General features: G+C 73.2%; 13 protein-coding genes, 1 tRNA gene and 1 pseudogene. 4 read left to right on the forward strand and 11 right to left on the reverse strand.

Annotation, left to right across the window (positions count from 1 at the left end):
- Nucleotides 1-81: 81 nt before the first annotated feature.
- The 6 genes from H288_RS0122290 to H288_RS0122320 form a co-directional block, all read right to left on the reverse strand.
- Nucleotides 82-1191, reverse strand: a complete 1110-nt coding sequence (locus tag H288_RS0122290; protein WP_020094797.1) for an aldo/keto reductase — start codon at nucleotides 1189-1191, stop codon at nucleotides 82-84.
- 55 nt (nucleotides 1192-1246) lie between these two features.
- Entirely contained in the window at nucleotides 1247-1927 is a 681-nt protein-coding gene (larB, locus tag H288_RS0122295) for a nickel pincer cofactor biosynthesis protein LarB (protein WP_020094798.1), read from the reverse strand.
- Nucleotides 1924-2742 (reverse strand): adenine nucleotide alpha hydrolase, encoded by an 819-nt coding sequence (locus H288_RS0122300; protein WP_020094799.1) that lies wholly within the window; start codon nucleotides 2740-2742, stop codon nucleotides 1924-1926. The genes larB and H288_RS0122300 overlap by 4 nt, the downstream gene beginning before the upstream one ends.
- Nucleotides 2739-4019, reverse strand: a complete 1281-nt coding sequence (locus H288_RS0122305) for a LarC family nickel insertion protein (RefSeq protein WP_020094800.1) — start codon at nucleotides 4017-4019, stop codon at nucleotides 2739-2741. Before H288_RS0122305 ends, H288_RS0122300 begins: the two co-directional genes overlap by 4 nt.
- A gap of 113 nt (nucleotides 4020-4132) precedes the next feature.
- The gene (locus tag H288_RS0122310) at nucleotides 4133-4843 is read right to left on the reverse strand and encodes a Crp/Fnr family transcriptional regulator (protein WP_020094801.1); all 711 of its coding nucleotides are present in this window, start codon (nucleotides 4841-4843) and stop codon (nucleotides 4133-4135) included.
- A 377-nt stretch (nucleotides 4844-5220) separates the two neighbouring features.
- Nucleotides 5221-6405 carry a YihY/virulence factor BrkB family protein gene (locus H288_RS0122320; RefSeq protein ID WP_020094803.1) on the reverse strand — a complete coding sequence of 395 codons (1185 nt, stop codon included), beginning with the start codon at nucleotides 6403-6405 and terminating at the stop codon, nucleotides 5221-5223.
- A 184-nt stretch (nucleotides 6406-6589) separates the two neighbouring features.
- Here H288_RS0122320 and H288_RS0122325 point away from each other — a divergent pair, with 184 nt between their 5' ends.
- The gene (locus H288_RS0122325) at nucleotides 6590-7594 is read left to right on the forward strand and encodes an SDR family oxidoreductase (protein ID WP_026605198.1); all 1005 of its coding nucleotides are present in this window, start codon (nucleotides 6590-6592) and stop codon (nucleotides 7592-7594) included.
- Nucleotides 7595-7700: 106 nt separating this feature from the next.
- Complete coding sequence (locus H288_RS0122330; protein ID WP_020094805.1) at nucleotides 7701-8462, forward strand: sigma-70 family RNA polymerase sigma factor; 762 nt, start codon at nucleotides 7701-7703, stop codon at nucleotides 8460-8462.
- A gap of 236 nt (nucleotides 8463-8698) precedes the next feature.
- Here H288_RS0122330 and H288_RS0122335 read toward each other — a convergent pair whose 3' ends face one another.
- From H288_RS0122335 to H288_RS0122345, 3 genes are all read right to left on the reverse strand, one after another.
- Nucleotides 8699-8965 (reverse strand): hypothetical protein, encoded by a 267-nt coding sequence (locus tag H288_RS0122335; protein WP_020094806.1) that lies wholly within the window; start codon nucleotides 8963-8965, stop codon nucleotides 8699-8701.
- A 94-nt stretch (nucleotides 8966-9059) separates the two neighbouring features.
- Nucleotides 9060-9386 (reverse strand): hypothetical protein, encoded by a 327-nt coding sequence (locus H288_RS0122340; RefSeq protein WP_020094807.1) that lies wholly within the window; start codon nucleotides 9384-9386, stop codon nucleotides 9060-9062.
- 67 nt (nucleotides 9387-9453) lie between these two features.
- Nucleotides 9454-10011 carry a metallophosphoesterase gene (locus H288_RS0122345; RefSeq protein WP_020094808.1) on the reverse strand — a complete coding sequence of 186 codons (558 nt, stop codon included), beginning with the start codon at nucleotides 10009-10011 and terminating at the stop codon, nucleotides 9454-9456.
- Between the two features lie 141 nt (nucleotides 10012-10152).
- On the opposite strand from H288_RS0122345, the gene H288_RS0122350 reads away from it, so the two are divergent.
- Together H288_RS0122350 and H288_RS0122355 are read left to right on the forward strand one after the other, a co-directional pair.
- Nucleotides 10153-10842 carry a (Fe-S)-cluster assembly protein gene (locus tag H288_RS0122350; RefSeq protein ID WP_020094809.1) on the forward strand — a complete coding sequence of 230 codons (690 nt, stop codon included), beginning with the start codon at nucleotides 10153-10155 and terminating at the stop codon, nucleotides 10840-10842.
- A 37-nt stretch (nucleotides 10843-10879) separates the two neighbouring features.
- Nucleotides 10880-10955, forward strand: a tRNA-Ile gene (locus H288_RS0122355).
- 154 nt (nucleotides 10956-11109) lie between these two features.
- Here the strand turns inward: H288_RS0122355 and H288_RS34820 are convergent.
- Both H288_RS34820 and H288_RS0122360 read right to left on the reverse strand, forming a co-directional pair.
- Nucleotides 11110-11290, reverse strand: a pseudogene (locus tag H288_RS34820) (integrase core domain-containing protein); the annotation flags it as partial.
- 252 nt (nucleotides 11291-11542) lie between these two features.
- A partial coding sequence (locus tag H288_RS0122360) for an IS110 family transposase (RefSeq protein WP_020094810.1) occupies nucleotides 11543-12237 on the reverse strand: 695 nt, incomplete at its 5' end.

The following is a 12237-nucleotide window of genomic DNA, read 5'->3' on the forward strand; positions in this document are numbered from 1 at the left end:
CGGCGGTTCCTTCTGAACCACCCCCACCCCTAACCCCTCCCCGCAAGGGGGAGGGGAATATCGGACGCGCTTGCCCGCCGCCTACTCCATCGTCGGCGCGAGCTTCTTCACGCTTGCCACGTCCTCGCCGAGCCACGCCGCGTTCTTGGCGGTGCCGTCGAAGGTCGCACTCGTCTTGAACAGCTCGTACTTGCCCTCCAGCGCGTAGGGCTTCGAGCGCGACAGCAGCTCGGCCACCGTGGCCTTGTCCATCGGCTTGAAGGTCTTCACCGCCTCGAAGGCCTGGTCGAGGTCGCGCTGGTTCTGGATGCCGGTGATCACCACCGAGACCGGCAGGTTCAGCGAGAAGTGCAGGTACTCGAGCGGCTTGATCGGCGCGTCCGCCTTCAGGATCACCCCGTCGCCGAAGGTCTTCATGGCGAGCGGCGCGATGCCGTTCTGCACGAGATAGGGCAGGACGAGGTGGCTGAACGAGCGGAAATGCGCGTCCATCACGTTGACCGGCATCTGCACGGCATCGAAGTGGAAGCCGCGCTCGGCGGCGACCTCCAGCATCTGCAGGTGGATGCGCGGGTCCTTGTGGCCGGTGAAGCCGATGTAGCGCAGCTTGCCCTGCTTCTTCGCCTCCAGGAAGCCCTCCATGGCGCCGCCCTCGGCGAAGACCCGGTCCGGGTCGTCGTAGCGCAGGATCTCGTGGTGCTGGACGAGGTCGATCCGGTCCGTGCGCAGGCGCAGGAGCGACTGGTCGATCTGCTTGAGCGCCTCCTCCTTGGTCCGCCCGTCCATCTTGGACATCAGGAAGACCTTGTCGCGGTAGCCGCCCTGGGCCAGGGCCGCGCCCATGCGCAGCTCGGAGCGCCCCTCGTTGTAGTCCCAGCAATTGTCCATGAAGGTGATGCCGCGGTCGATCCCGGCATGGATCAGCCGCGTCGCCTCGTCGTCCGTCACGGCGCTCTTGCCGAGATGGAACCCGCCCATGCCGATCGCCGAGATCTTTTCGGAGCTCTTCCCGAACGACCGGTAGAGCATCTCGCCCCGGCGCTCGCCGGGATCGGTGACGAAGGGCAGGTCCGCGGGGTCCTGCGGGCGGTTGCCGGGGAGGACGGGGGCGTTCACGGCCGCACCCGCGCTGCCGGCGCCCGCGAGGCCCGCACCGAGCACGGCGCCCTGGAGGAAGCTGCGGCGTTCCATCGGCTGTCTCCGTTCGAGGATGTCCTAGTGAGGGGAGGTAATGCGTCGGGCCGCGTCATCGTTCGGTCCCCGTGGCGAGGCGTCCCGCCGCGTGGAGCAGGCGCAGGGCGGCGCAGGCGGCGCCGTAGCCGTTGTCGATGTTGACCACCGTGATGCCCGGCGCGCAGCTCGCCAGCACGGCGTCGAGGGCGGCGCGCCCGCCCGTGGCGACACCGTAGCCCACGGAGGTCGGGACCGCGATCACCGCGCCCGCCACGAGGCCGCCGACGACGCTGGGCAAAGCCGCGTCCATGCCGGCGGCGACGATCACCACCGGGTGCGCCCGGATCTCCTCGATCCGCGACGTCAGCCGCCACAGGCCGGCGACGCCGACATCGGCGAAGAGCGAGGCCGCCCGCCCGGCATAGGCCAGCACCCGCAGCGCCTCGCGGGCGACGGGTACGTCCGAGGTGCCGGCCGCCACCACCGCGACCCGGGCCCGGCCGGTGATCCGGGGGGCCTCGCCGAACACCGCCGTGCGCGAGACCGGGCAGTAATCGAGCCGCGCGGCGTCCCGGAGCCGGTCGCGCTTCTCCGGGTCGAGGCGGGTGAGGAGCAGCGAGGCGCCGCGCGCCCGGGCGGCCTCCAGGATCGCGTCGATCTGCTCCGGGCTCTTGCCGGCGCAGAAGATCGCCTCCTCCAGCCCGATCCGCTCGGGCCGGGCGAAATCGAGGGTGAACTCTTCGGAGATGCTCACGCCCGGGCCTCCCGCGGCTCGACCAGGAAGGCGCTGCCGACCCGGTAGGGGGCGAAGCGGACCGGGCCGGCGAGACGGGCCGGCGCCATGTCCCGGATGCCCGCCCCGAGCGTCTCGCGACCCTCGGCGTCGAGGGCGGCGAGGCTCGCCGGATCGAGTTCCACCACCACGCCCTCGGCGCGGACCCGACAGCGGACGGCCCGTCCGGCGCCGTCGGTCGCCAGCGCTCCGCCGACCAGCCGCTCGACCGCGTGAATGAAGGTCAGGGTCTCCGGCTCGATGGCGATGCCGGTCTCGACCCGGCTCGACAGGCAGGGCGCGGCCGGCAATTCCGCCACGGCCCCGAGGCCGAGGTCGCGGGCGAGCGCCCGGACCGACGCCTTGTCGAACCCGGCCTCCACGTAGGGGTGGCGCACGCCGTGCTCCCGGGCGGCGTCGAGGCCGGGGCGGTACTCGCCGAGGTCGTCGCGGTTCGCGCCCGACAGGATCTGGCGGTCGGTGACGCGCCGGACCGCGCCGTAGAGGTTGGTCTTGCAGAAGAAGCAGCGGTTGACCGGGTTTGCCCGATAGGCCGGGTCGGCGAACTCGCCGGCCTCGATCACCCGTAAGGACCAGCCCTCGCGGGCGCCCTCGGCGCGCACGCGCGCGGTCGCTTCCTCCGGCACCGCCGGCGAGACCGCGTGGACCACCAGAGTAGCGCTTGGCGCCAGCCGGTGGGCGAGGGTGGCGAGCGTCAGGCTGTCGACCCCGCCGCTCACCGCCACCGCGACGGGGCCGAGCCCGGCGAGGACGGATTCCAGATGCTGGCGCGTCACCGCTCCTCCTGCTCCTGTTCCAGGGCGAGGCGCTCGGCCTCGCGGCGTAGGGCGGCCCGGGCCGCGTGGTCCGGACGGTCGCGGGCGTCGTCGGCCTCGGCCTTGGCGGTGCGCCCGCCCGGCCGCGCCACGATCTTCACGCGAACCGACCGGCCGTCGTGCTCGACCGTGCGGGCGGCGCGCGCGAGCACCGCGCCCTCCACGGGGTGGTAACGCAGGCCGATGGTCGTGGTCTCCCGGAAGCAGGCCGCGACCGCCGCCTCCAGGCTCTCCGGACGGACCAGGACCTGGATCCGGGCCATCATCCGGCCCTTCTTGCCGATGACCGGCATCTGCACGACGTCCACGATGCCGGGCTCGGCGCGGAGCCGGTCGAGGCCCGTGGCGAGATCCTCGCCGGACTGGTCGTCGACCTCGAAGGCGATCACCGCGAGATCCCGCCGGCCCGGGCGGGACGCGGCGCCGTCCTCCAGCACGAGGGCGCGCAGGCAGTTGCTCAGGCCCGGCAGGACCTTGATGCCGAAGCCGATGCCGGTGCGCCCGAGGATCCCCCGGGGGCGACCGCGCCCGGGATCGTCGCCGCAGAGGTGGCGCAGGATCGCCGCGCCGGTGGGGGTGACGCGCTCGCCGGGGATCCCGTCGTCGAGGGTCGCGAAGCCCGCCAGCAGAAGCGTCGTGGCGGGGGCCGGGACGGGGAGGGGACCGTGCTGGGTCCGCACCCGGCCGGAGCCCAGCGGCAGGGCCGAGACGCTCCAGCTGCGCGCCTCCAGGGCGGCGATCAGGTGGGCGGCGGCGACGATGTCGGCGATCGAGTCGGCGGCGCCGACCTCGTGGAACGCCACCGCGTCGACCGCGATGCCGTGGACGCGGGCTTCCGCCGCGGCCAGATGCCCGAAGATGCCGAGCGCGTGCGCCCGCACCGCCGGCGCGAGATCCGCCGCCTCCAGCGCGGCGCGGATCTCCGACCAGGGACGGTGGCCGTAGTTGTGGGCATGATCGTGGCCGTGATCGTGGCCGTGAGCATGCGGATGGTCGTGCTGCCCGGTATGCGCGTGCCGGTGCGGCGCGGGCCCGGGCTCCGCCCCGGGCGCCGACACGGTGAAGCGCGCGCCGCTGAGGATCCCATCGTTGTGCGCGCTGACCGCGCAGGCGATGCGCGCGTCGACCGCCCGGACGCTGGCGGACACGCCGGCCCGATGCTCGGGGAAGGCGTCCAGCAGGGCGGCGGCGAACATGTCGCCGGCGACGCCGCCGAGCGCGTCGAGGTGGATGTGCATCGTGTGTCGCGCGGGCGCCGGTGGCGGGTGACGGGTCCGCCTCAGATCGGCCGCGGCCGCCCCGCGGCAAGGCGCACGCGGCCTCCGGTGCCGCGGCGTATCGCCCGCGCCGCTCAGGAGAGCTGCAGGTAGGCCGGATCGAACAGCCCGCGCTCCCGCAGTCCGTCGAGGTCGCGGATCGTCAGGCGGCGGCTGCGCAGGGCGACGAGGCCGCCGGTGCGCAGCTCCTTCAGGGTGCGGTTGATGTGCACGCTCGTCTGGCCGAGGGCGTCGGCGAGGTCGGGCTGGGTCACCGGCATCGGCAGCGTCGTCCCGTCCGCGAGGCCGACGCGCGTCAACCGCAGGTGCAGTTCGCAGAACAGGTGCGCCAGCCGCTCGATCGCCGAGCGCCGGCCGACGCTGGCGATCCACTCGCGGTGGATCGCCGTGGCGGCGAGCAGCTCCCGCCACAGACACTCCTCGACGGCGGGCCGGCCGCGGACCGCGTCGCCGATCTGCTCCGGGGCGATCCGCGCGACGGTGACGGGCGTCAGCGCGCCGATGGCGTGGTCCATGCGTGCCCGGCGGAACACGAACGGATCGCACAGGTCGCCCGGCAGGAGCAGCGCGACGATCGCCCGCCGGCCGTCCGGGAACTGCTTGTACCGGCAGGCCCAGCCGTCGAGGATCAGGTGCGTGTGGTACGGATCGCTCTGTTGCCCCTCGATATCCTGCCGGGCCGCGACGTGGCGGACATGCAGGCGCCCCAACCCGTCGAGGATCGCGCGGTCCTCGGGCACGAGCCGGACATGCCGCTCCATCTTCCGTACGAACGGGTTGTCCACGTCCGCCTCCGGTCAGATCACCGCGGCGCCGGCGTGCCGGCGGCCGGGCAGTCGCCGGGACAGGCGCCGGAGCAGGCGCCGGGGAGGTCGCCGAAGCGGAGGGCCACGGGGGATCGGGCGACGTCGCGCCCATCCGAAGCGTCCCGAACGATGGCGCCGCCATGGGTATCGGTCAAATAATGAGGCACGGATATTTCTATCGGCAGGGGGCCAAACCGTCGCCCGAACATCGAAGTCCGGATCTTCTTGATCGGCTTGTGCCTGCAGCAGAAAAACGCGCGCCAACCTGTGTTAAGTCGGCGTTCTCGCCGGCGACGCGCTCCGCGAGCCCCCCTCGCTCAGGAGGCCGTGCCCCCCGGTGAGGGCCGGGCGCCGCGCTACTCCGCGGCGGCGCCCACCGTATCGGCCATGCGCGCCCGGCGCGTGCCCAGGGGCTGCGGTTCGCCGACGGTCGTGTCCTCGGCGGTCTGATGCTCCATCTCGGCGTTCACCTGGGCGCCGGCCAGCACGATCATGGTCGAGAGCCAGATCCAGGTCATGAAGCCGATCGCCGCGCCGAGCGAGCCGTAGGTCTTGTTGTAGCTGCCGAAATGGCCGACGTACCAAGAGAACAGCAGCGACGCGACGATCCACAACACGGCCGCGAGGGCGCCCCCGGGCGTGACCCAGCGCCAGCGCGGCGCGTCCCGGCTCGGCCCGTAGCGGTAGAGCAGGGCGAGGCCGAGCAGCACCGCCAGGAGCAGGACCGGCCACCGCAGCAGCGCCAGCCACCACGCGTCCGCGCCGAGCCCGACGAATTCCAGCACCACCGGCACCACCACCACCGCGGCCAGCGCCAGGAGGAGGAACAGGAGCGCCCCCGCCGTGAAGGCGAGGGAGGCGAGATTGAGGACGAGGAAGTTGCGCTTCTCGCGCTCGTTGTAGACGAGGTTGAGGGCGTCGAAGACGTGCTTCACGCCGCCATTGGCGCTCCACACGGACAGGGCGATGCTGATGAGCAGGCTGAACCCGAGGGTGGTGTTGCCCTGCTCGTTCAGCCGCTTCACTTGGTCGCCGACGATCTCCAGGGCGCCCTGGGGCAGGATGCCCTGGAGGCTGGCGAGCTGGTCGTTGATGGTCGAGGCGTCGGCCACGAGGCCGTAGCAGGAGACCAGGGCCGCCACCGCCGGGAAGATCGCCAGGAGCGTGAAGAAGGTGACGCCGGCCGCGATCAGCGACAGGCGGTTCTCGCCGATGTCGTGATAGGCGCGCAGCGCGATGTCCTTCCAGCCCTTGGCGGGGATCTCGGTCGGCGTCGAGGCCTGCCGCCCGCGATCGGCCTCGGCCCGGGCCACGGCGTGGGCCTCCCGTCCCGCATGCGCGGGCGACGTCCGGCGCGCCCCGTCCCGGTCGGCGGACCGGCCGGGCGCACGGTCGACCGAGGCACCGACCGCGCCGCGCGCCGACCGGCGGGGAAGGGCGACGATGCCGATCAGCGCGGTGGCGAGGGCGAGCGTCCAGACCGTCGAGGCGCCTCCCTCGGGCGCGGCGGCCCTGGCGGGGGCTGAATCGGGGGCAGGCATCGGCGACCTCGGAAGGGTTCGGGCAGACGGGGGCGGGCCTTCGGGGCCGCGCGTCGCGGCGGCCATTCGGACGCGCCGTCCCGGGCTCGTCCGAATGGCCGCAGCTGCGAGGGGGAACGCCGCGGCGCGGGGAAGGGTTCGCCGTGCAGTTGCAACTCGACGACACACGACGCGGAGAACCGGCATGGCACGCCTGGACGGCGGGACGGTGGTCATCACCGGGGCCTCGAGCGGCATCGGCCGGGCGGCGGCCGAGGCCTTCGCGGCGCGGGGCGCCCGGGTGGTGCTGGCGGCGCGGCGGGCCGACGTGCTCGACGGGATCGCCCGCGACCTGCGCGCGTCGGGCGCCGAGGCCGTCGCTGTCCCCACCGACGTCACAGAGCCCGAGGCGGTGGACGCCCTGTCCCGGGCGGCACTCCGGGCCTTCGGCGGCATCGACGTCTGGATCAACAATGCCGGGGTGGGGGTGTTCGGCCCCCTGCTGGACGCTCCCCTGGACCTGCACCGGCAGACGATCGCGGTGAACCTGCTGGGCGCCGTGCACGGGGCCTACGCGGTGCTGCCGCATTTCCTCGACCGCGGCCGGGGGACGCTGATCAACACGGTCTCGATGGGCGGCTGGGCGCCGACGCCCTTCGCCGCCGCCTACACGGCCAGCAAGTTCGGCCTGCGCGGCTTCTCGGCGAGCCTGCGCCAGGAACTCGCCCGGCACCGCCACATCCGCGTCTGCGCCGTATTTCCCGCCATCGTCGACACGCCGGGCCTGGAGCACGGCGCCAATGTCAGCGGCCGGCGGCTCAATCCCGGGCACCTGTACTACGCCCCCGAGGCCGTGGCGGAGACCTATCTCCGCCTCGCGCGCCACCCGCGCGACGAGGTCGCGGTCGGCTGGCCGGCCCGCCTCGCGCAGGTCGGCTACGCGCTGGCTCCGTACCCGACCGAGCACCTGATGGGTGCCGGGTTCCGGTGGGCCCTCGACCGGGCCGAACCCGGGCCGCGCACGCACGGGGCCCTGCGCGCGCCGACGCCGGAGGGCACGCGGGCCGACGGCGGCTGGCGCGCCCGCAAGGGCGTCCCCGATGCCGGAACCCTGAGTACGGCCCTCGGCACGGGGCTCGCCGCCGCAGGGGCCTGCGCGGCCGTCCTCGCCGGTCTCGCGGCGGCGCGGCGGTTCGGCGCCCGCGGCTGAGCCCCGTTCGGGACAGGCGTTAACCCATGTTGCGGCATGGGCGGCCGGGGCGCGCCACAACCGGTCCTCTGGGCTTGACCGGCCCGCCCGCCGACGACCGGACCGAATGCCCGACACCGAAGGCCCATCGCTCCTCGATCCCATCGCGGATGTCGCAGAGGAGGCCGGGGACGAGACCCGCTTCGGCCTGCCGGAGGCCGTGCGCGCCCATCTCGGCACGCTCCTCGGTCGCGCCTACGACCGGATCGACCTCGACTCGGACAGGGATGCGAACCCCTTCGCCGACCTGCTCGCGCGCCTGGAGACCGCCCTCGCCCAGGCCGAGGGCGAGCGCGACAGAACGTTCCGCGCGGGCCTGCTGCAGGTGGTGCCGGCGCTGCACCGGTTCGCGGTCTCGTTGACGCGCGACCCGGCCGCGGCGGACGATCTCGTGCAGGACACCCTGCTGCGCGGCTGGCGCGGCCGCGGCGGATTCACCCCCGGGACCAACCTGGAGGCGTGGCTGTTCACGATCCTCCGCAACGTCTTCTACAGCCAGCACCGCAAGCAGGGCCGCGAGGTCGCCGACACCGACGGCAGCTACGCCGACCGGCTGACCAGCATCCCCGAGCAGGGGGGCCATCTCGACCTGCAGGACGTGCGCGCGGCCCTGGATCGGCTCGCGCCGGTGATGCGGGAGGCGCTGGTCCTCGTGGCGATCGAGAACCTGAGCTACGAGGAGGCCGCCGTCGTCATGAACTGCCGGATCGGCACCGTGAAGAGCCGGGTCTGGCGCGCCCGCGAGCAACTCGCGCGCATGCTCGGCTACGGCGGCGACGAGATCGGCAGCGACGGGGTCATGCTCTCGGTGACCGGCACCTCGGCCTGATCGCGACGATTCTCACGATCGAATACGCCAATTCGACACTTCGACGGCCGTATTCGCAAGCAAATTGACTTAGGTGAAAGCGCCCGGGCCGCCGCCTGGGCGATATGGGGCGGGTTGGGTCGATCCGTCGACTCGGCCGGGCTCCCATCGGTGTGACACCCCCCCGATCCACCGATGGGAGCCTCTTCACCGGAAGCCGCAGCGGATGCGCGGGCCGGACACCCCCGCCCCCGATCTCAGGTCGAGCCGCCCCGATCCGCGTCGAGCTGCTGCAGCAGCTCCGCCAGCCGGGGATCCAACGCCTCGTCGATCACCGGATCGTACATCGCCCGCATCTGGTGGCCGAGCCGCACGCGCGTCTGCGCGTCGAGGGTCGGGCCGCCCGCGATGGGGATCACCCGCAGGGCGGCGGGTGCCGCGCCGGGGGCGTAGCGCTCGGTCGGTCTCGGGGCGGCGCGCCGGTGTTCGGGCCGCGGTTCAGGCCGGTGTTCGGGATAAGGCATGCCTCCTACATCGGCCCGCACCCCCGCCGCGGCAACCACCGGTCCGCCCGATGGCACGACCGGCGGCACGACCGGCGGCGTCTCGTCGTCCGCCTCAGGCATCGTCCTCCGGGGCGAAGACCTCGCCCTTCTCGGCCAGCACGGTGTTGGCCGCGTCGCGGGCCAGCTCGTCCCGCGCGGCCGCGGGATCGGGGCGGCCGAGGGCCCGCGCCAGGGCCCCGTCCCAGCCGGGCGCCGGCGCCTGGCCCTGCCCGGCGAGGATCGCGCCGGCCCGGCGGCAGACCCGGTCCCAGTCCGGCGCGCCGAGGGCGGCCCAGTCGGTCCCGAGGCCGAGTTCGGTGGCGGCTTCGGTGGCGGCCTGAGTCGCGGCCCGGGTCGCGGCGTCGGCCGGGCCCGGCGGCGGGGCGGGGATGTCGGTCATGGCGATGCGGCCTCCTGCCGGGCTGTCGATGCTCCGGCGCACGATATAGCGCGCCGGTCCCCGCCCATCAGCGCAGGCCGTGGGCCGCGAGTTCCTCCGGCACGCAAGCGGCCGCGTCCTGGCGCACCAGGATCGCCTCGAGGGTGACCGGGCGGTCGTCCCAGGCATCCACGCCGACATCGCAGGAGCGCGTGGTGTCGGCGAGCCAGCCGTGGCTGTGCCCGTAGAGGTGGCGCGTCTCCCGCCACAGGCCCGGCCAGGCCCGGTGCGCGTAGTGCGACAGGAACAGGCGGTGCGGCCGCCCGCGCGCGTCCGCGACGGAGAGGCGGGCGCTCTCCACCGGCGGCTCGGCCCAGGGCAGGTCCAGGACACGGTTCGAATCGTGGTTGCCACGGACGAGGCGCTTGGCGCCGTTCAGCCGCGCGAAGATCGCCGCGCAATGCGCCCGGCTGGCATGGGCGGCGAAGTCCCCGAGGTGCCAGACGACGTCCTCCGGGCCGACCACGGCGTTCCAGCCGGCGACCAGGGCCTCGTCGTGGGCCTCGACGCTGCCGAACCGAGCACCGCGGTGGCGGAGGATGTGCGGATCGCCGAAATGCGTGTCCGCGGTGAAGAAGATCGCCATGGTGTCGAGACCTGGGCCGCGGGCGCGTCCCGTCCAGGCCGGCCGGCGCGGGGCGCGCGGCCGCACCGCCGCTTCGGGCCCGCTTCCAGCCCGACTCGGGCCCGCTTCCGGGAAGCCCCGCGGGCCGGTAAGGCTGCGGCGATGCTGGATCCCGCCATCTACGCCCATCTTCTGGACGCGGCGCGCGCCCATCCGCCGCTGCGGGCCGCCCTGGAGCGGGCCGGTCCGATCCGGATCGAGCCGCCGGCGCATCCGTGCGTCGCCGACCACCTGTTCGTCGAGGTGGTCAACCAGCAGCTCTCCGTCCGGGCGGCGGCGGCGATCTGGGCCCGGATCGAGGCCGCGGCCGCGGCGGCGGGCGCGAGCCCGAGGGGCCTGTTCGAGGCCGGGGACGCGGCGCTGCTGCGGGCCTGCGGCATCTCGGGCAACAAGGTGCGGGCGCTCCAGGCGATCGTGGCGGCCGAGACGGCGGGCCTCCTCGGGCCGGGCCTCGCCGCCCTGCCGCATCCCGAGCGGGCGGCGATCCTGTGCGGCATCCGCGGCGTCGGCCCCTGGACGGCCGACATGGTCGGCATCTTCCACTTCCACGACCCGGACATCTGGCCCGCGGGCGACGTGGCGGCGGTGGGCTGCCTGCGCCGCCTCACCGGGCAGGCCGACACCGCCGCGGTGGCGGCCGCCTTCGCGCCGTACCGCTCGATCCTGGCCCGCTACCTGTGGCGGATCAAGGACACGGCGCCCGCACCGGCGGACCTACCGGCGGACCTGCCGACCCGGACGGAACCGGCGCCCTGGGCCCGGCGCCGCCGCGGCACGGCGAAATCCGGGTGACGGCCGGCCGGAGATCGGCTATCCGTCGGCGCCTCCCGGGCCCGTAGCTCAATGGTTAGAGCCGGCCGCTCATAACGGTCTGGTTGCAGGTTCGAGTCCTGCCGGGCCCACCACCAATTAGCTAAGGCGCTGCAAACGCTTAAAGATCGTCGACCATCTCGCTTGCAATCGGGCCGGGATGCATCACAAATTGCCTAACATGGGCGACGACGTTCCTGAGGGTCGCTCAGATCTTGATCCGGCCGGAAGGTGAGCTTCCAAGTCTCATTAGGCGGCTTGCAAGGCCGTTTCCAGGGCCAATTCCTGGGCCGTTGGCCACCCCAGGGCGGTCTGAGGACCGCTCTCGTTGTAGTGCCGCCGCCTCGTCTCGATCTTGTTCCTCATGTCGGCCAGCGACAGGGACGCAGTTTGCGTTCAGGCACTCGTCGCGTCGGCGGCCGTCTTGTGTGGATGGCTCCCGCATTGCAAGTGGCGAATTGAGCTTCTGACGCGTTGGTCGGGTGCAGTCTTGTGTCCGGCCTGTTGATGCAGTCGTTCATGTTGACCGCTGGCCCTGATGGTATCCGTGAGCTGGGTCCCACTCTGCTTTGCGGGCTCTGACGCCCTGGACAGCCGGCGGGGTGTCCCGGCTCCCGGTCTGACCGGTTCGCCATCAACTCTCATCGTCCTCGCAACCTGGAAACGTCTCCTCTACGTGCTGTCAGGCGGCCGTGGCCGCCGGTGCGCGGTAGGTGCCGCCGCGGGTCATGATCGCCCAGGCGACCCGCGCCGTGCGATTGGCCGCCGCCACACTCACCACGCGCACTGGCTTACGCTGCAGCAGCGCCGGCAGCCGCGGGTCGACCGAGGTCGGTGTCGTCTTCGCGCGCCGGATCAGAGACGTCATGCCGACTACGAGCAGCCGGCGCAGGTAGCGGTCGCCCATGCGTGAGATCCGGCCCAGGCGCTCCTTGCCGCCACTGCAGTTCTGCAGCGGTGTCAGGCCCAACGAGGCAGCGAACTGCCGACCGGAACGGAAGCGCTCGGGCTCGCTCACCGAGGCGGCCAGCGCGGTTGCCGACACGATGCCGACACCCGGGATCGTCGCAAGCCGCTGCGACAGGTCGCTGTCTCGATGCCAGGTGAGCAACTCCTTCTCCAGTCGGGTGAGCTGAATCTGCAAGGCACCGATCTGATCGGCCAACCCGGTCACCACGCGCTGGGCTAACGGCGGCACCTCGGCCGCGTCTCCGGCCGAGAGCCGGGCCGCCAGTTCGAGCGCGTGCCGCAGGCCCCGCGCCATCTCGATCCCAAACTCGGCGAGCAGGCCGCGGATCATGTTCACCAGCTGCGTGCGTTGCTTGACCAGCAGGTCGCGCGTCCGGTGCAGCGCCAGCGCCGCCTGCTGCTCGGTCG

Origin of the sequence: Methylobacterium sp. 285MFTsu5.1 (assembly GCF_000383455.1) — a bacterium.
Classification (GTDB): Bacteria; Pseudomonadota; Alphaproteobacteria; order Rhizobiales; family Beijerinckiaceae; genus Methylobacterium.

Coding starts and splice junctions, on each gene's coding strand:
- H288_RS0122290 (WP_020094797.1), bottom strand. CDS start 1,191: ATGGAACGCCGCAGCTTCCTCCAGGGCGCCGTGCTCGGTGCGGGCCTC.
- H288_RS0122350 (WP_020094809.1), top strand. CDS start 10,153: ATGCTGGATCCCGCCATCTACGCCCATCTTCTGGACGCGGCGCGCGCC.
- H288_RS0122320 (WP_020094803.1), bottom strand. CDS start 6,405: ATGCCTGCCCCCGATTCAGCCCCCGCCAGGGCCGCCGCGCCCGAGGGA.
- H288_RS0122330 (WP_020094805.1), top strand. CDS start 7,701: ATGCCCGACACCGAAGGCCCATCGCTCCTCGATCCCATCGCGGATGTC.
- H288_RS0122335 (WP_020094806.1), bottom strand. CDS start 8,965: ATGCCTTATCCCGAACACCGGCCTGAACCGCGGCCCGAACACCGGCGC.
- H288_RS0122345 (WP_020094808.1), bottom strand. CDS start 10,011: ATGGCGATCTTCTTCACCGCGGACACGCATTTCGGCGATCCGCACATC.
- H288_RS0122305 (WP_020094800.1), bottom strand. CDS start 4,019: ATGCACATCCACCTCGACGCGCTCGGCGGCGTCGCCGGCGACATGTTC.
- H288_RS0122340 (WP_020094807.1), bottom strand. CDS start 9,386: ATGACCGACATCCCCGCCCCGCCGCCGGGCCCGGCCGACGCCGCGACC.
- H288_RS0122325 (WP_026605198.1), top strand. CDS start 6,590: ATGGCACGCCTGGACGGCGGGACGGTGGTCATCACCGGGGCCTCGAGC.